Genomic DNA, 17,465 nt, shown 5'->3' with positions numbered 1-17,465 from the left:
GGCCCCCCCCCCCGCGGCTCCCGACCGCTGCGGCGCGGCGGAACCCGGCGCCGTCGTGACCGGCCACCCGTCCACCTCGGCCGCGGGGGCCTTCGTCGCGGGTCGCGCCGGTGGGGAACCCGGGGTGGCCGTCACCGGCCAGCCGTCCTCCTCCGCGGGGGGTTCCTGCGCCGCGGGCTCGGCGATCGGAGCGGCAACCGGCCGCTCAGCCGCCGGGGCAGCCGTCGCGGGGCCGTCCGTCGCGGGGCCGTCCGCCGCGGGAGCCTTCGCCGCGGGGGCAGGGTCCGGCGACGCAGGAGCGGGGGTCTGCGCTTCGGGAGCGGGGGTCTCCGTCGCGGCGGCAGGGGCCTCCGCGGCAGGGACGGCAGGCCGGGCCACGGGGGCCGGGCTCTCGGGCGCTGCCGCCGGGGCAGCGGCAGCCGGGCCGGAGGCGCGGGCCGCCGGGGCAGGGTCCGCCTCCGCACGGGTAGCCGGTTCCGGCGCCGGCCGCGCCGCGGCGGGCGCCGGCCGCTGCGGGGCCGACTCCCGGGCCTGCGAGGGCCGGACGTAGGTGGGCCGCGCGGCCTCGGGGGCGGCCTGCGGGGTGGACTGCTCGGCAGCTCGGGGGGCCGGCGCGACCGCGGCGGACTCGGTGGCCGGACCGGCCGGGTGGTCGCCGGCGATCGACAGCCGGCGCTCCAGCCGCTCGAGCCGCTGCAGGGTGGCGGCGGCCGACCCGTCGACGCCGGGCAGCAGCATCCGGGCGCAGACCAGCTCCAGCAGCAGCCGGGGCGCCGTGGTGCCGCGCATCTCGGTCAGGCCCTCGTGCACGATGTCGGCCAGCCGGGACAGGGTGGCCTGGCCCAGCGCCATGGCCTGGCGGCTCATCAGGTCCAGCCGGTCGGGCGGGCAGTCCAGCAGCCCGTTGCCGCCGGCCTCGGGGACGGCCTCCAGCACGATCAGGTCGCGCATCCGGTCGAGCAGGTCGGTGGCGAACCGGCGGGGGTCGTGGCCGGCCTCGACGACCCGGTCGACGGCCTGGAAGACCCCGGGCGCGTCGTGCGCGGCGAGGGCGTCGACGGTCTCGTCGAGCAGCGCGTCGTCGGTGACCCCGAGCAGGCCCACCGCCGTGCGGTAGGTGACGCCCTCGGGCCCGGCGCCGGCCAGCAGTTGGTCCAGGATCGACAGCGAGTCGCGCACCGAGCCGCCGCCGGCCCGCACCACCAGCGGGAAGACCGTCGGCTCGACGGTCACGCCCTCCCGCTCGCAGGTGGACTCCAGCAGCTGGCGCAGCACGCCCGGGGGCACCAGGCGGAACGGGTAGTGGTGGGTGCGCGACCGGATGGTCGGCAGCACCTTCTCGGGCTCCGTGGTGGCGAAGACGAACACCAGGAACTCCGGCGGCTCCTCCACCACCTTGAGCAGCGCGTTGAAGCCCGCCGTCGTGACCATGTGGGCCTCGTCGACGATGTAGACCTTGTAGCGGCTGTGCACCGGGGCGAAGAAGGCCCGCTCCCGCAGGTCCCGGGCGTCGTCCACACCGCCGTGGCTGGCCGCGTCGATCTCGATCACGTCGATCGAGCCCGGCCCGTCGGGCGCCAGCGCCACGCAGGAGACGCACACCCCGCACGGGATGGACGTCGGGCCCTGCTCGCAGTTCAGCGACCGGGCCAGGATCCGCGCGGACGAGGTCTTCCCGCACCCGCGCGGACCGCTGAACAGGTAGGCGTGGTTGATCCGGCCGCCGTCGACGGCGTTGACCAACGGGGTGGTGACGTGCTCCTGCCCGACGACCTCGGCGAAGGTCGCCGGCCGGTACTTGCGGTAGAGCGCCAGAGCCACGGCACGAGGCTACGGGCACCCACCCACAGCCCTACTGGGTGAGCACGAGGAAGAACTCGACCGACCCGGTGTCCTCGACGGAGACGAAGCCCAGGTCCGGGGGCGTCACGTCGTAGTCGGCGAAGGTGACCGGGATCGACCCCGAGGCCTCGACGCCCTGGGCGGTCCGGACGACCGAGAGGTCGACCGTGACCTGCTGGGTGACCCCGTGCACGCTCAGCTCGCCGGCGACCGGCACGGTGACCGGGGTACCGGTCAGCTCGGGCAGGTCGACGGCCTGGGTCACCGCGAAGGTCGCCGTGGGGTTGGCCGCCACGTCGATCACGTTGTCCCGGAAGTAGGAGTCCCGACGACCGCTGTCGGTGGCCACCGAGGCCATGTCCACGTCGACCTCGGCCGACTGCAGGTCCCCGCCGGAGACCACCAGCGAGCCGGTGACCTGGTCGGTGGTGCCGGCGACGGTGACGTCGTCCCCGTTGAGCACCTCGTCGACCCGGTACCCGGCCGACGAACCGGCCCCGATGGTCCAGGTGCCGTCGGTGACGTCGGTCAGCGGCGCGTCGGAGTCCTGCGCCTGCACGGTCGTGGCCGGGGGCGCGTCCTCCTGGAGTGCGGCGTAGACCAGCGGGCCGGCGACGGCACCGACCGCGACCACCCCCACGACGGTCCCGGCGATGATCCACATACGTCGGCTGGGCATGCGATCTCCTCTGCTTGAACGTTCATGCAGTGAAGCAGTCGAACCTGTGCCGCTCCTGTGCGACGCACAGTCTTGACCCAGGTACGTGACCAGGGCCACAGTGCAACACATCGGGCAGGTGTTGCAACGAAGGAGACGGCGATGGACGTACGGGTCGATGGTGGCGTGGTCCGCGGGGTCGACGAGGACGGGGTCAGCCGGTTCCTCGGCGTGCCGTTCGCGGCGGCACCGTTCGGTGACCGGCGGATGGCGCCGCCCGGGCCGGTCCGGCCGTGGGACGGCGTCCGGGACGCCTCGGCCTACGGCCCGACCGTGCCCAAGGGCGACTACCCGCCGCAGTACCAGCCGCTCCTGCCCGAGCAGTCCATCCCCGGCGAGGAGTGCCTGAACCTCAACGTCTGGACGCCGACCGACGCCGTCGGCGGGGGTGCGCTGCCGGTGCTGGTCTGGATCCACGGCGGCTCGTTCATGAACGGCTCCGGGTCGGTGCTGGAGTACGACGGCACCGCCTTTGCCCGGGACGGCGTGGTCTGCGTGACGATCAACTACCGGCTGGCCGCCGAGGGCTTCCTGTACGTCGACGGCGACGCCGCGGCGGGCACGGCGAACCTGGGCCTGCAGGACCAGGTGGCCGCACTGCGCTGGGTCCGCGACAACGTCGCCGGGTTCGGCGGTGACCCGACCCGGGTGACCGTCGCCGGGGAGTCCGCGGGTGCCATGAGCGTGACCACGCTGCTGGCCATGCCGTCGGCGGAGGGGTTGTTCGCCCAGGCCATCACGCAGTCCGGGGCGGCCGCGCACACCCTCACCCCGGAGACCGGTGCCACCGTCGCCGCGACCTTGGCCGAGGCGCTCGGCGTCGCCCCGACCCGGGAGGCGATCGCCGGCGTCGAGCTGGACCTCCTGGTCAAGGCGGCCTCGGACCTGGTGGTCGAGGTGCAGACCGCGCCGGACCCGGCGAAGTGGGGCTCGCTGGCGCTGAGCCTGCTGCCCTTCGCCCCTGTGGTCGACGGCACCGTGCTCCCCGCCCACCCGCTGGAGGCGTTCGCGGCCGGCGCCGCGTCGGGGGTGAAGGTCCTGGTGGGCTCCAACCGCGACGAGGCCCGGCTCTTCCTGGTCGCGCCGGGCGCCATCGACCTGGTCGACGAGCCGACGCTGGCCGGGGGTGCGGCGGCCTACGGGCTCTCCCCCGAGGGCCTCGCGCTCTACCGGGGCAACCGGCCCGACGCCTCCCCCGGCGACGTGATGGCCGCCGTGGTCACCGACTGGTTCTTCGCCGTCCCCGCCATCCGGCACGCCGAGGCCCGCGCGGCCGGCGGCGGGACCACCTGGGCGTACCGGTTCGACCGCCCGTCGCCGGCCGACAACGGCGGGCTCGGGGCCGCGCACGCGGTGGAGATCCCCTACGTCTTCGGCACCGCGCACCTGCCCTCGGCCCGGCCGCTGGCCGGTGCCGCCCCGTCGGCGGACGTGGTGGCGACCGCGCGCGGCGTCTGGGTCGCCTTCGTGCGCGACGGCGACCCCGGCTGGGCGCCCTACACCGCCGACACCCGGACCACCGGGCTGCTCACCGAGCAGCTCACCGTGGTCGACGACCCGGACGGCGTGGAGAGGGCGGCCTGGGACGGCATCCGGTGACCCGGGACGCCCCGCCGACCGCCGTCGAGGCCTTCCGGGTGGCCCGGCGGCGGTTCGTCGCCGGGCACCGGGTCGAGCTCTCGGACGTCGCGGCCGAGCTGGGCGTCAACCGGGTGACCGTGCACCGCTGGCTGGGCAACCGGACGGCGGTGCTCACCGAGGTCGTCTGGTCGCTGACCGCACCCACCCTGGCCGGGTGCTACGACCGCGCCCCCGGCCTCGGCGGTGCCCGGGTGGCCGACGCGATGGCGGACTTCGTCCGGCTGACCGTCGAGCACCCGGGCATGCGCGCCTTCCTCGAGCGCGAGCACGAGACGGCGCTGCGGGTGCTGACCCGGCGCGACCACGACTTCCAGCGCCGGATCATCGGCGCCGTCGAGGACCTGCTCGAGCGCGAGCAGCGGGCCGGCCACCTGGACGCCGGCTACCCGCTCCCGGACCTGGCGTTCCTGGTGGTCCGGGTGGTCGAGGGCTTCGTCTACGTGGAGCGCATCGTCGGCGAGCAGCCCGAGCCCGACCGGGCCGCCCGGGCGCTGCACTTCCTGCTGCGGTGAGCGGGCCCGGAGACGCAAGGGACCCCCCGCACACCCGCCAGAGCCCGCTTATCCTTGCTGCCTTCCGGCCCTGGGGAGGTTCACAGGATGACGCCGCACGAGGGGTCTGCCGGAGAGTCTAGAGGACCGCAGCGGGAACCCGGTCGACACCGTCGTGATGATGGCCCGCGTGAGCACCTCGACCCGCGGCTTCGCCCTCGTCGTCCTGGCGGCGCTGTGCTGGGGCACCTCCGGGGTGGCCGGTGACGCCGTCCTGCGCAGCAGCGACCTGGACCCGCTGGACGTCGCCTGGCACCGCATGGCGATCGGCGCCGTCGTCCTCGTCGGGCTGCACCTGGCCCGCCGCCGGCCGCTGGGCACCCGCGGCTCGGTCGGCCGGCTGGTCCTGGTCGGCGCCGGGCTGGCGATCTACCAGTCGGCCTACTTCCTCGCCGTCGGCACCGCGGGGGTGTCCATCGCGACGCTGGTCGCCCTGGGTGCGGCCCCGCTGCTGATCGCGGTGGGCGGGACGCTGCTGGGCCACGGCCGCCCGGACCGGGCCACGGTGGTGGCGCTGGCGGTGGCCCTGGTCGGGCTGGTGCTGCTGGTGGGCGTCTCGGCCGACGCCGGCGGACGGTCCGTCGTCCTCGGCGCGCTGACCGCGCTGGGCTGCGCGGTGGCCTACGCCGCGGTGGTGCTGACGTCGTCCCGGGTGCCGGCCGGGGTGCCGACGACGACGGTCGGCTTCGCCGTCGGCGCGCTGCTGCTGACCCCGGTGGCGTTGGCCGCCGGGCTGGACCTCACCGCCGACCCGCTCGCCCTGGGCCTGCTGCTCTACCTGGGCGCGGTGCCCACCGCGCTGGCCTACGGCCTGTTCTTCACCGGGGTGCGGACGGTGCCCGCGGCGGTGGTGTCGATCGTGACGCTGCTCGAGCCGCTGGCGGCGACGGCGCTGGCCACCGGCCTGCTCGGCGAGCGGCTGGCCCCCACCGCACTGGTGGGGGGCCTGCTCATGCTCGGCGCGGTGGCCGGGCTCTACCTGCGGAGGATGGGAGATTCGAACTCCCGAGGGCTTGCACCCAACCCGCTTTCCAAGCGAGCGCCATAGGCCACTAGGCGAATCCTCCAACGTGCGCCGGCCAGACTACCGGGCGGCGCGGAGCGGTTCAGCCCCGGCTCTCCACCACCAGCACTTGGTCCTCGGCGACCAGGGAGACGGCGGTGGACTTGGGCGGGTTGAGGTGCACCGACCCGGTCGCGGCGACCCGCCAGCCCAGCACCGACTCGTCCCGCAGCGCACCGGCGGCGACCACCGAGGCGAAGGGGACGGCCTCGGTGCCGACGTAGCGGTGCGCCGGCCGGAAGGTCAGCCGGGCGCCGTCCGGGGAGAACAGGTCCAGGAACACCTGGGCCAGCTCGGTCCGCTCCGAGAGCTGGGCGAGCATCAGGCTGGTGACCTCGTCGCTGACGATCCAGTCGTCCACGCCGCCGGCCTGGGCCAGCTCGACGTCGTCCCGCTCGAGCACCTCGGCGACGATCCGCACGGCCCGGTCCCCGCCGGCCGGCCACACCCGGCGCAGCGCGAGCAGCGTGAGCAGGGTGCGGGCGTCGCCGTCGGCGGCCTCGACCGCGTCCCGGTAGCTGAGCACGATGCCCTGGTCGTAGGTCTGGTCGGCGACCAGCGCGGCCAGCTCCTCGGGCCCGGCGGTGGAGGCGAAGACCCGCAGCTCGCTGTGCCGCAGATCGGGGACCACCACGTCGGCGGGGTCCACCAGCGAGGGGTCGACGACGACGTCCACGACCGTGCCCTCGACCGCGAACTGGTCGATCTCCCGGACCACCTTGGGGCCGAGCACCGACCAGCCCACCACCACCAGGTGGGTGGGTGGGAGCACCTCGTCGGTGGCCAGCAGGGGCAGCGCGGGCTCGACGGCCCGGACGCCGGTGCAGGTGAACGTGGAGTCGTCCTCGGCCACCGCGATGACCTCGTCGCCCTCGACGAGGACCCGGGTGCCGGGCGGGTTGACCTCGACCGAGCCGTCGGCGTGCGCCAGCCCGAGCAGGGAGGCGGACTCGAAGGCGGTCAGCGCGTCGGCGTAGGTGTGCCCGGTGAGCTCGGGGAACGGCGCGAAGTAGACCTCGTCGCCGTCGAAGTCCAGCAGGTCGCGCAGCACCTGCGACAGCCCGGACTGCCGGCAGGACTGCGCGGTGATCTCGGCGATGACGTGGTCGGAGTTCACCGTCACGACCTTCTGGTCGGTCAGGGTCTGGATGCTGGCGGCGTAGACCGGGTCGGCGATCTCGGCGACCACCCGGGGCCCGCGGAAGTCGGGGTCGATCGTCTTGATGGCCAGCACGGCCTTGATCGCGTCGGCGTCGCCGGACCCGGCCGCCATCACGATCACCGAGCGGGCACCGAGCAGGTTCACCATGCGCAGGTCGTCGGCCTTCGCCGGGGAGCCGGAGCGGCAGACCACCCGGGTGCTGCCGGTGTCGCGGACCGCGGCGGACAGGGCGTCCTCCATGGTCGTCTTGTCCTCGGCGCCCAGGATCACCACCGCGGCGTCCTTCTCGCTGGAGTTGGCGATCACCAGCTCGGTCACGATGGCCGCGATCCGCGGTGACCACCCCAGGACGACGGTGTGCCCGGTCTCCAGCACGTCGGAGCGGCCCTTGCGCAGGCCCTCGATCCGCTGGTCCACGCCGTTGGCGATCAGGCCGATCAGGCTGCCGGCGATGAAGATGCCGGCCAGGGTGACCACGAAGGAGAGCAGGCGGACCGGCCAGTCGGCGTCCCCGGCGAAGGTGCCGGCGTCGACCACCCGCAGCATCGCCTGCCAGACGCCCTCGACCGGGTTCGGCACCGGCGGCCCGCCGTTGATCCCGTCCACCCTGAACGCCCAGAAGATGATGCCGAAGACGACGAAGATGCCGAACGTCAGCGCGGCCAGCCAGCCGATGACCACGGTCGGGCCCTTGGCCAGGGCGTTGTCGAACCGGTAGCGCAGCTTCTGGGAGAAGGTGGGGGTGAGCACCGGGCGCTGCCGGCGGACCGCGTGCGCCCCGGGCGCCGGGCGGGCCATCCGGTTGCGGCGGCTGACCGCCTTGCCGGGCCGGGCCGGCCGGTTCGTGGCCGTCTTGATCTCGCCCATGGTCGTGCTCCTCGTCGTGCTGCTCCCCCGACCGCCCGACGGGCAGTGATCCGGGGACACGGTAGGGCCTGGGAGAGGTCCCGTTGCGGTACCGCGACGGCTCGTCGTCCCTGGTGGTGGGCCTGCGGCGGACCGGGCACGATCAGCCCACGACCCGTCCGGACCCGTGGAGCACACCGATGACCGCCCCCCACCCGATCCGCCCCGAGGTGGTCGACGCGATCGTCGCCGCCTTGACCACGACCGACCCCGCGGGCCTGCCCGACGACGCCACCCGGGCGGAGAAGGACGCCGCGCAGGACCTGTTCTTCACCCGCACCGCGGCCGGCCGGGACCAGCGGGACCGGCAGTCGCGGGCCTGGGAGCTGCTGCTCACCCGCAGCTACGACGAGCCCCCGACCTGGGACCGGTTGTTCGACGACCTGCCCACCGGCACGGCGACGGAGCTCGGCGAGCTGTTCGACGCGCTGCCCGAGGGGGCGCAGGCCGAGTACGCCCGCCGCTACGGCGCGCCTGCGTCCGGACGGCGGTAGCGTCCCGGCGGTGACGACCCCCGCCGAGGTCGGACCGGGGTACCGGGTGGCCGGCCGCTACCGCCTCGACAGCCGCATCGCCGGCGGCGGCATGGGTGCGGTCTGGCTGGCCACCGACGAACGGCTGGGTCGGCAGGTCGCGGTCAAGCAGGTCGTGCTGCCGGTCGGCGTATCGCCGGAGGCCGCGGCCGAGCAGCGGGCCCGCACGATGCGCGAGGGCCGGATCGCCGCCCGGATCACCCACCCGCACGCGATCAGCGTCTACGACGTGGTCGACGACGGCGGCTCGCCGTGGCTGGTCATGGAGCACCTGCCCTCGCGCAGCCTGGCTGCGGTGCTGTCCGCCGACGGCGTGCTGCCGGTGCAGCAGGTCGCCCAGATCGGCGCCCAGCTGGCCGACGCCCTGGTGGCCACGCACGCCGCCGGGATCGTGCACCGGGACGTGAAGCCCGGCAACGTGCTCGTGGGTGAGGGCGACCGGCTCGAGGGCCTGGTCAAGATCACCGACTTCGGCATCTCGCACGCCACCGGCGACGTCCGGCTGACCCAGACCGGCATGGTCACCGGCACCCCGGCCTTCCTGTCCCCCGAGGTGGCCCGCGGCGAGGAGCCCGGCGCGGCCGGCGACGTCTGGTCGCTGGGCGCCACGCTATTCACCGCCCTGGAGGGCGACCCGCCCTTCGGCAGCAGCGGCAACTCCCTGGAGCAGCTGTACCGGGTCGCCGCCGGGCAGTTCGACCCGCCGGTGCGCTCGGGCGCGCTGACCCCGGTGCTGGAGTGGATGCTCACCCCCGACCCGGCCGGGCGGCCGTCGATGACCGAGGTCCGCGACGCCCTGGCCGCGATCGCGGCCGGGTCCGACGGCGACGTCACCGCCGTCCTGACCGCCCGGACGCCGCTGAAGCCGGTGCCGCCGCCGCCCCGGGACCCCACCCGCACCGACCTCCCGGCCGCCGCGCCCACGGCCCCCCGCTCGGCACCGCTCCCGCCGCGCACCCCGCCCCGGACCTCGGTCTCGGCGACCCCGGCCCGGCGCCGGTCCCGGACGCCGCTGGTCCTCGCCGCGCTGGTGGCCGTGCTGGTGCTGGCCGGCGGCGGGACGTGGCTCGCGCTGCGGGACACCGGCAGCGGGACGGCGGCCGCCCCCACCACCACCACCGCGACGACCACGACCGACGCGCCGCCCCCGGCCGTGGCACCGCCCACCACGGCGGAGCAGACGACCAGCGCACCGCCGACCACGACGGAGGCGCCGACCACCGAACCCGACGTGGTCACCGCCGCCGAGGTGTCGCAGTTCGTCACCGACTACTACGCGCTGCTGCCCGACGACCCGGACAGCGCCTACGGCCTGACCGGCCCGACGCTGCAGGGGGTGTCGAGCCGGGGCAACTACAAGTCGTTCTGGAAGCGCTTCGACGAGGTCGTCCTCGGCCCGGTCAGCGCCACCGACGGCTCGCTGGTCGCCACCGCGCAGGTGACCTTCGTCGAGGACGACGAGGAGCAGGTCGAGCAGCACCAGTTCACCCTGGTCGAGGGCCCCGACGGCACCCTGCTCATGGACCGGGACATCCCGCTCTGACCGGGTCGGGGCCGGGGCAGCACCCCGGGCCCGACCGGTGCGTCAGCGGGCCAGGAAGTCCAGCAGCGCCGCGTTGAACTCCGCCGGGTGCGAGGCGTTGACCCCGTGCGGGCCGCCCTCGATCACGACGGTCTGCGCGCCGGGGATGGCGGCGGCGGTGCGCTGGCCGCTGGCCTCGAAGGGCACCACGGCGTCGGAGTCACCGTGCAGGACCAGCACCGGGATGGTGAAGGCCTCCAGGTCGCGGCGGAAGTCGGTGCCGGAGAAGGCGACGACGCAGTCGTAGGTGCCCTTCGGCGAGGCGTAGGCGGCGATGTCGGCGGAGTGGTCGCGGACGGCCTGGCTCACCGTCTGCTCCCCCTTCGCGTCGAAGAAGTTGCTGGCGAAGCCGTCCACGAAGGCGACCCGGTCGCTGCGGATGGCGTCCAGGAACGACTGCACCGTCGCGGCGTCCAGCGCGCCGTCCGGGTTCTCGTCGGACTTCCCCAGGAACGGCGGGACGGCGGCGGCGAACACCGCCTTGGCGATCCGGTCGGTGCCGTAGGTGCCGACGTAGCGGGCGACCTCGCCGCCGCCCATCGAGAAGCCGACCAGGGTGACCTCGCGCAGGTCCAGGTGCTCGATCAGCGTGTGCAGGTCCGCGGCGAAGGTGTCGTAGTCGTAGCCCTCCCACGGCTGCGAGGACTTGCCGAACCCGCGGCGGTCGTAGGTGATGACCCGGTGGCCTGCCTCGACCAGCGCGGGCACCTGGGCCTCCCAGGAGCGGCCCGACAGCGGCCAGCCGTGGATCAGCACGACGGGCCGGCCGGCCCCGTGGTCCTCGTAGTACAGCTCGACGGGTGCGCCGTTCTCGGTGCCGACGGTCAGGGTCGTCATGGGGTGCCCTCCTGTGCGGACCGCGGGGTGCGGTCCCTGCCGCGTAAAGTACCTCGCGCACGAGGTTTCTTCCCGTCCGACCCAGCTGGGATGATCACGCCATGGACGACGACGCCGCCGAGCTGTCCGAGCTGCTCTGCTTCGACCTGTACGCGGCCTCCCGGGCGGTCACCGCGCTCTACCGACGGCTGCTCGCCGACCTGGACCTGACCTACCCGCAGTACCTGGTGCTGGTGCTGCTCTGGCGCCGCGGGCCGCTGCCCATCAAGGACATCGCGGGGTCCCTGCACCTGGACTACGGCACCCTCACCCCGCTGCTGCAGCGGCTGGAGGCCAAGGGCCTGCTGGCCCGCACCCGACGGTCGGACGACGAGCGGTCGGTGTCGATCGCGCTGACCCCGCAGGGCGACGCACTGCGCGGCGCCGCGCACGACGTGCAGGGCGCCGTCCGGACGGCGATGGGGCTGGACCCCGGGGAGACCCTCGACCTGCAGGGGCAGCTGCGCCGGCTGGCGGGCTCGGTCGAGGCCGCGGTCACCGGCTGAGACGACGAGAGGGCGGCACCCCCCGTGGGGTGCCCCCCTCTCGTGCCGGCGGTGGCGGTGGGATTTGAACCCACGGAGGCTTTCACCTCACCCGCTTTCGAGGCGGGACCCTTCGGCCGCTCGGACACGCCACCGCGGAGCACACTACAGGCCGCGCCGGGCGCGGAAGAACTCCCTCAGCAGCGCGCCGCACTCCTCCGCGCGGATCCCGGCGACCACCTCGGGCCGGTGGTTGAGCCGCCGGTCGCGCACCACGTCCCACAGCGACCCGGCCGCCCCGGCCTTGGGGTCGGGCGCGCCGTAGACCACCCGGCCGACCCGGGACAGCACCGCCGCGCCGGCGCACATGGTGCACGGCTCCAGCGTCACCACCAGGGTGGCACCGGTCAGCCGCCAGCCGTCGCCGTGCACCCGGGCCGCGGCCCGCAGCGCCAGCACCTCGGCGTGCGCGGTGGGGTCGCCGTCCTTCTCCCGCTCGTTGGCGGCCTCGGCCAGCACGGCGCCGTCGGGACCCAGGACGACGGCACCGATCGGCGTGTCGCCCCACTCCCCCGCGGCGGCGGCCAGCTCGAGGGCGCGGCCCATGGCCCGGTCCAGGGCGTCTCCGTGGAGGGATGTCGTCATGTCGACAGGTCGATCCCGGTCACCCGGGCCAGCTCGGCCAGGGCGTCGGCCGGGTCGACGACCTTGACCGTGTGCCAGCCCAGCGCCCGGGCCGGCTTGAGGTTGGGGCCGAGGTCGTCCAGGTAGACCACCTCGGCCGGGTCCACCGCCCGCCCGATCGCCGCGGCCAGCCGGTCGGTGGTCAGCGGGTAGATCGCCGGCTCGGGCTTGCGGATGCCCTCGACCGAGCTCTCCACGACGACGTCGAACAACGCCGTCAGCGCACCGTGCTCGGAGGCCGGGTCCATCGGTGCGGCGTTGTTGGTCAGCAGCGCCAGCGGCACCCCCGCCGCCCGCAGGGCCTCGATGGCGGCGACCACCTCGGGCCGGACCGCGCCGTGCAGGGCGTCGAGCACCGCGGTGGCGTCGACCTCGTGGCCGGCCGCGCGGGCCTCGGCCTCGAAGACCTCGACGAAGCCGTCCCGGTCGAGCTCGCCGCGCTCGAACCGGGCCCAGGCGTTGGTGTGCGCGTTCGCGATGTTGAGGCGGGCCACGAGGCCCAGCGGCAGGCCGGCCGACCGCTCGTAGTCCCCGAACGCGGCCAGCGGGCTGGTGGTGATCACCCCGCCGAGGTCGAAGACGACGACGCTCACGCGCGCACCGCCGCGGCCAGCTCGGCGGCGAAGCCCAGCCGCTGCGCGATCTCGGCGACCATCTCGTCGGCCCACAGGTCGGCGGTGAGGATCTGCTCCAGGTCGGCCCGGGGCAGGCCGGCGTCGGCGAACAGGTCCAGGTCGCCGGCGGGGTGCTCCTCCTCGTCGTCGGCGTCCACCTCGACGCCCTCGATGCCGTAGCGCTCCATCACCTCGGCGGCCAGCAGGAACTCCGGCAGCCCGCCGTCGCTGATCATCGCCCGCACCATGCCGCCGGGCCCGTGGGTCAGCGCGACGAAGTACAGCCGGGTGTCCACCACGACGACGAACGGCCCCGGCCAGTCCCCGGTCAGCGACCTCTCCAGCACCGGCAGCTCGGTGTCGGCGTGGTCGGCGAGCCGGCGGACCTCCCAGCCGGTGCCGGCCCGGGTGACGAGGACGGCCCAGGAGGCCAGCTGCTCGGTCATCGGACGCGCAGCAGGGTCAGGCCGTCGGCGACCGGCAGCAGCACGGTGTCGAAGCGGTCGTCGACGGCCAGCGCCGTGTTCAGCGCGGCGATCGCCCGGTCGTCGTCGTCGCGCGGGTCCAGCACGCGGCCGGCCCGCAGGGTGTTGTCCAGCACGAGCAGTCCTCCGGGGTGCATCCGTGGGTGCAGGGCGTCGACGTAGCCGGCGTAGCCCGTCTTGTCGGCGTCGACGAACGCCAGGTCGAACGTGGGGCGCACGGGCAGGGCGGCCAGCAGGTCGGCGGCCTGGCCCAGCCGCAGCTCGACCCGCTCGGCCACCCCGGCGCGGGCCCAGTACCGGCGGGCGACGTCGGTCCAGCGGGCGTCGCGGTCCAGGCACAGCAGGCCGCCGTCCTCGGGCAGGCCGCGGGCGATGGCCAGGGCGCTGAGCCCGGTGAACGTGCCGATCTCGACCGCCCAGCGGGCGCCGGAGATGCGGGTCAGCAGGGTCAGCAGGGCGGCCTGCTCGGGGGCGACCTGGTAGGTGGGCCGGCCGTCGCCGGCGGCGGTCATCGCCGCGGTCTCGGCGACCAGGTCGGCCACGACGTCGTCCGGCGGGTCGGCCGCGCCGCGGACGTAGTCCGCCAGCTCGGCGCTCAGGAGGAACGACTGGGGCGTCATGGGTGCGATCATGACCGACGTGCCCGAGCCCGACATCTCCCCGGAGCTCTTCGCGGTCCTCGCGGCCGACCCGCTCGCCGCCCAGCTGGGCATCACCCTCGAGCAGGTCTCGCCCGGGTACGCCCGGGCGACGATGACCGTCGGCCCGGCGCACCTCAACGCCGCCGGCACCGCGCACGGCGGCGCGACGATGGCGCTGCTGGACGTGGTGCACGCCGCGGTCAGCAACAGCCACGGCACGCTCGCCGTCGCCCAGGACGTGCACACCGAGTTCCTCGCCCCCGGCCGGCCCGGCGACCTGCTCACCGCAGTGGGCACCGAGGTGCACCGCAGCGCCCGGACGGCGGTCTACCGGATCGAGGCCACCGCCGGCGACGGCCGGCTGGTGGCCACCGCGCTGGCCCGGGTCTTCCGGCTGGGCACCCCGTGGGCGCTGCCCGGCGACGACGAGGTGGTCGCGATGGGCGCCCCTCCCCCGGTGCCGCCGACGATGCAGATCTCCGCCGTGGAGACCCCGCTGCCGACGCCGGGCCCCGGCACCAACCCGTCCGGGCCCACCCCGGCACCCGACGAGCTCCAGTGACCTTGCCGGTCCCCACGATGCAGGCGCCGCCGGTCGCGGTGGTCGGGCTGGGCCAGCTGGGCGGGTCGCTGGCCGCCGCGCTGGTCGCCGCCGGGCGCACCGTGACCGGCTGGGACACCGACCCCGCCGCGCGCGACGCCGCCGCGGCCCGAGGGGTGTCCATCGGGCGCGCGCTGTCCGGGGTGGTCGTGCTGGCCACGCCGATCCCGGCCCTGGGCACCGCGCTGGAGGGCCTGGACGTCGCCGCGGACGCCACGGTCACCGACCTGGGCTCGGTCAAGGTCCCGGTGCTGGCCGACCTCGGCGCCCGGTTCGGGTCCCGCTTCGTCGGCGGCCACCCCATGTGCGGCACCGAGCGCAGCGGGCACGCCGCGACCGACCCGGAGCTGTTCCGCGGCGCCCGCTGGGCGGTGTGCCTGGAGCCGGGCACCGAGCTGCCCCGGTGGCTGCGGGTCGCCGAGGTCGCCCTGGCGGTGGGTGCGTCGGTGGTGCCGGTGACCGCCGCGGAGCACGACGCCGCCGTCGCCGCGGTCAGCCACGTGCCGCACCTGCTGGCCGCCGCGCTGGCCGCCGCGGCCGCCGAGGCGGGACCGCTGGCCCTGGGCCTGGCCGCCGGCAGCTTCGCCAGCGGCACCCGGGTGATCGGCAGCGACCCCGGCTTCGTCACCGCGATGGTCGAGGGCAACGCCGCGCCGACCACGGCCGCGCTGGACGCCGTCCGGGCACAGCTCGGCCGGCCGTGGCCCGAGCTGGTCGAGGCCGGCCACGCGGTCGCCGCCCGACCGCAGGGGCGGCGCCCGGTCCGGGTGCCGCTGGACCGGGCCGCGCTGCTGGCCCTGGGCCGTGCGGGCGGCGCGGTGGAGCGCCGGCTAGCCGCCTTCGTCGAGGGCTCGATGCCGGCCTGACGGTTGTCCCGGCCACCGGCCGGGCAGGGAACACCCCGGACGACGACGAGGAGATGCGCGTGAACGAGCAGGACATCCTGGGCCGGATCCACGAACTGGTGGAGGAGGAGCACAAGCTCCGCGAGACCGCGGCCGAGCACGGGGACGACGAGCGCGCCCGGATCGCCGAGCTCGAGCGGCACCTGGACCAGGCATGGGACCTCCTGCGCCAGCGGCGGGCCAAGCAGCAGTACGGCCAGGACCCGGGCGAGGCCACCGACCGGCCGGAGTCCCAGGTGGAGGGCTACCTGCAGTAGGTCAGCGCGGCGGGCGGGCCGCCGCGGCCACCCGGGTCAGCGCATCGGTGACCGGGCCGGCCGCGGCGCCCAGCGCGCCGAGCAGGTGGGCCAGCAGCAGGTCGTGCGTGCTGCCCGCCTGCGCCAGCCGACGGCGGCCGCGCTCGGTCAGCCGGGCGCAGGTGGTCCGCCGGTCGGTGGCGCTGCGCTCCCGGGTGAGCCATCCGTCCTCGGCCAGCCGGGCCAGCGCCTGGCCCACCCCGGTCGCCGAGGACCCGACCTCGTCGGCCAGCCGGCCGACCGAGGCCCGCTCGCCCTGCACCGCGTCGACCAGCCGGAGCAGCCGCAGGTCGGCCAGCGAGACCCCGTGCTGCGCCCGCAGCGCCGCGTCCAGCCGCCGGCCGACCCGCTCGTGCACCTGGCCGATCCGCAGCCAGGTCTCCGCCGCCCCGGGTGCGGCGCCGGCCAGCCCGCGCAGGTCCCGCGGCGGCGCCGCGGCCGCCCCGCGGGGACGGGCCGGGTGCGCCGGGCGCGGGTTGCCGTGCCGGCCGTGCCGCTCCACCATCTCCGCCGGCCCCGTCAGCCGGCCGTGCCGGCGGGCGGCTGCCAGTCGTCGGCGCGCGGACGGCGGGCCGCGACGGTGGCCAGCCCGACGGCCGCCCCCAGCAGCGCCAGCCCGGCGGCCAGCAGCGGCAGCGGCGTGCGGCCGGCGTGCTCGACGGTGTCCCGCGCGGCGACCTCGAGGGCGACCGAGGTCGCGGCGGTGGAGTCCGACCCCACCAGCCGGACGACGGCCGGGCCGAGCAGCACGTCCTGCGGGATCTGCACCACGGCCTCGACCCGGCCCTGGTCGTCGGCGGTGACCGTCGCCAGCGGGGTGGTGCTGCCGTCGAGGGAGACGGTGACCTGCTCGCCGGGGGCGAACCCGCTGCCGCGGATGGTCAGCACGCTGCCCGGGGAGACCTGCCCGGTCGAGGTGGAGCCACCCACCGGACCGTCCGGCGTCGCGGTGGCGGTCGGCGCCGGGCCGGTCGTCGACCCCGGGGTGGGTGCCGGGGTCGGTCCCGACGACGGCCCGGTCGAGGTCCCGGTCGACGGCCCCGTCGAGGGCCCGGAGGTGGGCGGGGTGGTCGGGCGGGTGGTCGACGGGGCCGGGGTGGTCGGCCGCGGGGTCGTCGTGGGGGCCGACGAGGTCGTGGGCGGGGTCGTCGGGTCGGTGCCGGTCGGCGGGGTGGTCGGCGCCGTCGTCCCGGTGGGGCCGGTGGGGCCGGTGACCGCCTCGCAGTCCTCGGTGCTGGGCCGCGGGTAGGTGCCCAGGTCCACCGGCTGCTCGTCGCCGTCCGGTCCGCCGACCGCGACCGAGACGGCCACGACGGTGCCCGGGGCGACCTCGGTGCCCTCCAGGGTGACCCGCTCGCCGGCCGCCAGGTCCACCGCGGACCCGGTGCCGGCGCCGTCGTAGCGCAGCGCGACGGTGCGGGCCGCGGTGCCGGCGGTGACCTCGACGCGGACGAAGCCGTCGGAGCAGTTGGGTCCGTGCACCACCCGCGCCGTCGGCCGGGCGGGGTCCACGACCGCGGCGGCCGCGGACGACGACGTCGTGCCGGCGGTCGGCTCCGGGGTGGTGGTCGGCGCGGCCGTCGCGGGGCCGGCCAGCAGCACACCGGCCACGAGGAGCGCGATGGTCAGGGTCCCGGTCGGGAGCAGCGCAGGACGGCGTGCGGGGACCGCTCCCGGCATCGCCCTGCGCACCCCGCACCTCCCACGAGTCATCACCGGAGGTCGGGACCTCGGCCACCGGTGGGCCCATCATCCCCACGGACCTGGGCCGTTTGTCGACCCCCGCGCCCTGGTCCCGGGCGTGTCGGCGGCGTGTCCGGGGCCGGTGGGACCCCTGGGGCGGAAGCCTGTCCGCGGGGCGGCGAGTGCACGACTGCGCT

At 75.9% G+C, this 17,465-nt stretch carries 18 protein-coding genes, 2 tRNA genes, 1 other RNA gene and 1 pseudogene; 9 read left to right on the top strand and 13 right to left on the bottom strand.

Annotation, left to right across the window (positions count from 1 at the left end; all coding sequences use genetic code 11):
* Window positions 1-1,821: DNA polymerase III subunit gamma and tau (locus tag UXQ13_RS21175; protein WP_336392922.1), on the bottom strand; the 1,821-nt coding region annotated here is incomplete at its 3' end.
* A 31-nt stretch (window positions 1,822-1,852) separates the two neighbouring features.
* The gene (locus tag UXQ13_RS21170) at window positions 1,853-2,521 is read right to left on the bottom strand and encodes a YceI family protein (RefSeq protein WP_225234264.1); all 669 of its coding nucleotides are present in this window, start codon (window positions 2,519-2,521) and stop codon (window positions 1,853-1,855) included.
* 141 nt (window positions 2,522-2,662) lie between these two features.
* Between UXQ13_RS21170 and UXQ13_RS21165 the strand changes: the two genes are divergently transcribed.
* Window positions 2,663-4,159: a carboxylesterase/lipase family protein gene (locus tag UXQ13_RS21165; RefSeq protein WP_225234263.1), complete on the top strand. Its 1,497-nt coding sequence runs from the start codon at window positions 2,663-2,665 to the stop codon at window positions 4,157-4,159.
* Window positions 4,156-4,713 (top strand): QsdR family transcriptional regulator, encoded by a 558-nt coding sequence (locus UXQ13_RS21160; RefSeq protein ID WP_225234262.1) that lies wholly within the window; start codon window positions 4,156-4,158, stop codon window positions 4,711-4,713. Before UXQ13_RS21165 ends, UXQ13_RS21160 begins: the two co-directional genes overlap by 4 nt.
* Before the next feature lie 14 nt (window positions 4,714-4,727).
* Here UXQ13_RS21160 and ffs read toward each other — a convergent pair.
* Window positions 4,728-4,823, bottom strand: an RNA gene (gene ffs, locus UXQ13_RS21155) — signal recognition particle sRNA small type.
* Between the two features lie 47 nt (window positions 4,824-4,870).
* Here ffs and UXQ13_RS21150 point away from each other — a divergent pair.
* Window positions 4,871-5,671, top strand: a pseudogene (locus tag UXQ13_RS21150) (DMT family transporter); the annotation flags it as partial.
* A 63-nt stretch (window positions 5,672-5,734) separates the two neighbouring features.
* On the opposite strand, the gene UXQ13_RS21145 reads toward UXQ13_RS21150, so the two are convergent.
* Together UXQ13_RS21145 and UXQ13_RS21140 are read right to left on the bottom strand one after the other, a co-directional pair.
* Window positions 5,735-5,819, bottom strand: a tRNA-Ser gene (locus UXQ13_RS21145).
* 39 nt (window positions 5,820-5,858) lie between these two features.
* Window positions 5,859-7,844, bottom strand: coding sequence for a CASTOR/POLLUX-related putative ion channel (locus tag UXQ13_RS21140; protein WP_225234261.1), 1,986 nt, complete (start codon window positions 7,842-7,844; stop codon window positions 5,859-5,861).
* Window positions 7,845-8,023: 179 nt separating this feature from the next.
* On the opposite strand from UXQ13_RS21140, the gene UXQ13_RS21135 reads away from it, so the two are divergent.
* Both UXQ13_RS21135 and UXQ13_RS21130 read left to right on the top strand, forming a co-directional pair.
* Entirely contained in the window at window positions 8,024-8,377 is a 354-nt protein-coding gene (locus UXQ13_RS21135; RefSeq protein ID WP_225234260.1) for a hypothetical protein, read from the top strand.
* Window positions 8,378-8,387: 10 nt separating this feature from the next.
* Window positions 8,388-9,959 (top strand): serine/threonine-protein kinase, encoded by a 1,572-nt coding sequence (locus UXQ13_RS21130; protein ID WP_336392921.1) that lies wholly within the window; start codon window positions 8,388-8,390, stop codon window positions 9,957-9,959.
* 42 nt (window positions 9,960-10,001) lie between these two features.
* Here the strand turns inward: UXQ13_RS21130 and UXQ13_RS21125 are convergent, their stop codons facing one another.
* Complete coding sequence (locus UXQ13_RS21125; RefSeq protein ID WP_225234258.1) at window positions 10,002-10,835, bottom strand: alpha/beta fold hydrolase; 834 nt, start codon at window positions 10,833-10,835, stop codon at window positions 10,002-10,004.
* Between the two features lie 101 nt (window positions 10,836-10,936).
* Between UXQ13_RS21125 and UXQ13_RS21120 the strand changes: the two genes are divergently transcribed.
* Window positions 10,937-11,380: a MarR family winged helix-turn-helix transcriptional regulator gene (locus UXQ13_RS21120; protein WP_225234257.1), complete on the top strand. Its 444-nt coding sequence runs from the start codon at window positions 10,937-10,939 to the stop codon at window positions 11,378-11,380.
* A 49-nt stretch (window positions 11,381-11,429) separates the two neighbouring features.
* Here UXQ13_RS21120 and UXQ13_RS21115 read toward each other — a convergent pair.
* The 5 genes from UXQ13_RS21115 to UXQ13_RS21095 form a co-directional block, all read right to left on the bottom strand.
* Window positions 11,430-11,514: transfer RNA gene (locus UXQ13_RS21115), tRNA-Ser, on the bottom strand.
* A 10-nt stretch (window positions 11,515-11,524) separates the two neighbouring features.
* Window positions 11,525-12,004, bottom strand: a complete 480-nt coding sequence (gene tadA / locus UXQ13_RS21110; protein WP_225234256.1) for a tRNA adenosine(34) deaminase TadA — start codon at window positions 12,002-12,004, stop codon at window positions 11,525-11,527.
* On the bottom strand, window positions 12,001-12,636 hold the full coding sequence (locus UXQ13_RS21105) for an HAD-IA family hydrolase (RefSeq protein ID WP_225234255.1): 636 nt from the start codon (window positions 12,634-12,636) through the stop codon (window positions 12,001-12,003). Before UXQ13_RS21105 ends, tadA begins: the two co-directional genes overlap by 4 nt.
* The gene (locus tag UXQ13_RS21100) at window positions 12,633-13,103 is read right to left on the bottom strand and encodes a tRNA adenosine deaminase-associated protein (RefSeq protein WP_336392920.1); all 471 of its coding nucleotides are present in this window, start codon (window positions 13,101-13,103) and stop codon (window positions 12,633-12,635) included. The genes UXQ13_RS21105 and UXQ13_RS21100 overlap by 4 nt, the downstream gene beginning before the upstream one ends.
* The gene (locus UXQ13_RS21095; RefSeq protein ID WP_225234253.1) at window positions 13,100-13,762 is read right to left on the bottom strand and encodes an O-methyltransferase; all 663 of its coding nucleotides are present in this window, start codon (window positions 13,760-13,762) and stop codon (window positions 13,100-13,102) included. Before UXQ13_RS21095 ends, UXQ13_RS21100 begins: the two co-directional genes overlap by 4 nt.
* Before the next feature lie 10 nt (window positions 13,763-13,772).
* On the opposite strand from UXQ13_RS21095, the gene UXQ13_RS21090 reads away from it, so the two are divergent.
* The 3 genes from UXQ13_RS21090 to UXQ13_RS21080 are packed head-to-tail and all read left to right on the top strand — an operon-like array spanning window position 13,773 to window position 15,546.
* A complete protein-coding gene (locus tag UXQ13_RS21090) occupies window positions 13,773-14,345 on the top strand; it encodes a PaaI family thioesterase (RefSeq protein WP_225234252.1) in 573 nt (190 codons plus the stop codon).
* Window positions 14,342-15,250, top strand: a complete 909-nt coding sequence (locus UXQ13_RS21085) for a prephenate dehydrogenase/arogenate dehydrogenase family protein (RefSeq protein WP_225234251.1) — start codon at window positions 14,342-14,344, stop codon at window positions 15,248-15,250. Before UXQ13_RS21090 ends, UXQ13_RS21085 begins: the two co-directional genes overlap by 4 nt.
* 59 nt (window positions 15,251-15,309) lie before the next feature.
* Window positions 15,310-15,546: a DUF2630 family protein gene (locus tag UXQ13_RS21080; RefSeq protein ID WP_225234250.1), complete on the top strand. Its 237-nt coding sequence runs from the start codon at window positions 15,310-15,312 to the stop codon at window positions 15,544-15,546.
* Window position 15,547: 1 nt separating this feature from the next.
* On the opposite strand, the gene UXQ13_RS21075 is transcribed toward UXQ13_RS21080, so the two are convergent.
* Both UXQ13_RS21075 and UXQ13_RS21070 read right to left on the bottom strand, forming a co-directional pair.
* A complete protein-coding gene (locus UXQ13_RS21075; RefSeq protein WP_225234249.1) occupies window positions 15,548-16,090 on the bottom strand; it encodes a MarR family winged helix-turn-helix transcriptional regulator in 543 nt (180 codons plus the stop codon).
* Between the two features lie 14 nt (window positions 16,091-16,104).
* Complete coding sequence (locus UXQ13_RS21070) at window positions 16,105-17,265, bottom strand: hypothetical protein (protein WP_336392919.1); 1,161 nt, start codon at window positions 17,263-17,265, stop codon at window positions 16,105-16,107.
* Window positions 17,266-17,465: the final 200 nt, after the last annotated feature.

This window comes from Klenkia terrae (genome assembly GCF_037083865.1).
Classification (GTDB): domain Bacteria; phylum Actinomycetota; class Actinomycetes; order Mycobacteriales; family Geodermatophilaceae; genus Klenkia; species Klenkia terrae.
This window is presented reverse-complemented; position numbering and strand designations above follow the sequence as displayed.

Bases quoted from the DNA above. Each gene is read 5' to 3' on its own strand.
- UXQ13_RS21170 (WP_225234264.1), bottom strand. From the start codon at position 2,521: ATGCCCAGCCGACGTATGTGGATCATCGCCGGGACCGTCGTGGGGGTG.
- UXQ13_RS21165 (WP_225234263.1), top strand. From the start codon at position 2,663: ATGGACGTACGGGTCGATGGTGGCGTGGTCCGCGGGGTCGACGAGGAC.
- UXQ13_RS21140 (WP_225234261.1), bottom strand. From the start codon at position 7,844: ATGGGCGAGATCAAGACGGCCACGAACCGGCCGGCCCGGCCCGGCAAG.
- UXQ13_RS21135 (WP_225234260.1), top strand. From the start codon at position 8,024: ATGACCGCCCCCCACCCGATCCGCCCCGAGGTGGTCGACGCGATCGTC.
- UXQ13_RS21125 (WP_225234258.1), bottom strand. From the start codon at position 10,835: ATGACGACCCTGACCGTCGGCACCGAGAACGGCGCACCCGTCGAGCTG.
- UXQ13_RS21120 (WP_225234257.1), top strand. From the start codon at position 10,937: ATGGACGACGACGCCGCCGAGCTGTCCGAGCTGCTCTGCTTCGACCTG.
- tadA (WP_225234256.1), bottom strand. From the start codon at position 12,004: ATGACGACATCCCTCCACGGAGACGCCCTGGACCGGGCCATGGGCCGC.
- UXQ13_RS21100 (WP_336392920.1), bottom strand. From the start codon at position 13,103: ATGACCGAGCAGCTGGCCTCCTGGGCCGTCCTCGTCACCCGGGCCGGC.
- UXQ13_RS21095 (WP_225234253.1), bottom strand. From the start codon at position 13,762: ATGACGCCCCAGTCGTTCCTCCTGAGCGCCGAGCTGGCGGACTACGTC.
- UXQ13_RS21090 (WP_225234252.1), top strand. From the start codon at position 13,773: ATGACCGACGTGCCCGAGCCCGACATCTCCCCGGAGCTCTTCGCGGTC.
- UXQ13_RS21075 (WP_225234249.1), bottom strand. From the start codon at position 16,090: ATGGTGGAGCGGCACGGCCGGCACGGCAACCCGCGCCCGGCGCACCCG.
- UXQ13_RS21070 (WP_336392919.1), bottom strand. From the start codon at position 17,265: ATGCCGGGAGCGGTCCCCGCACGCCGTCCTGCGCTGCTCCCGACCGGG.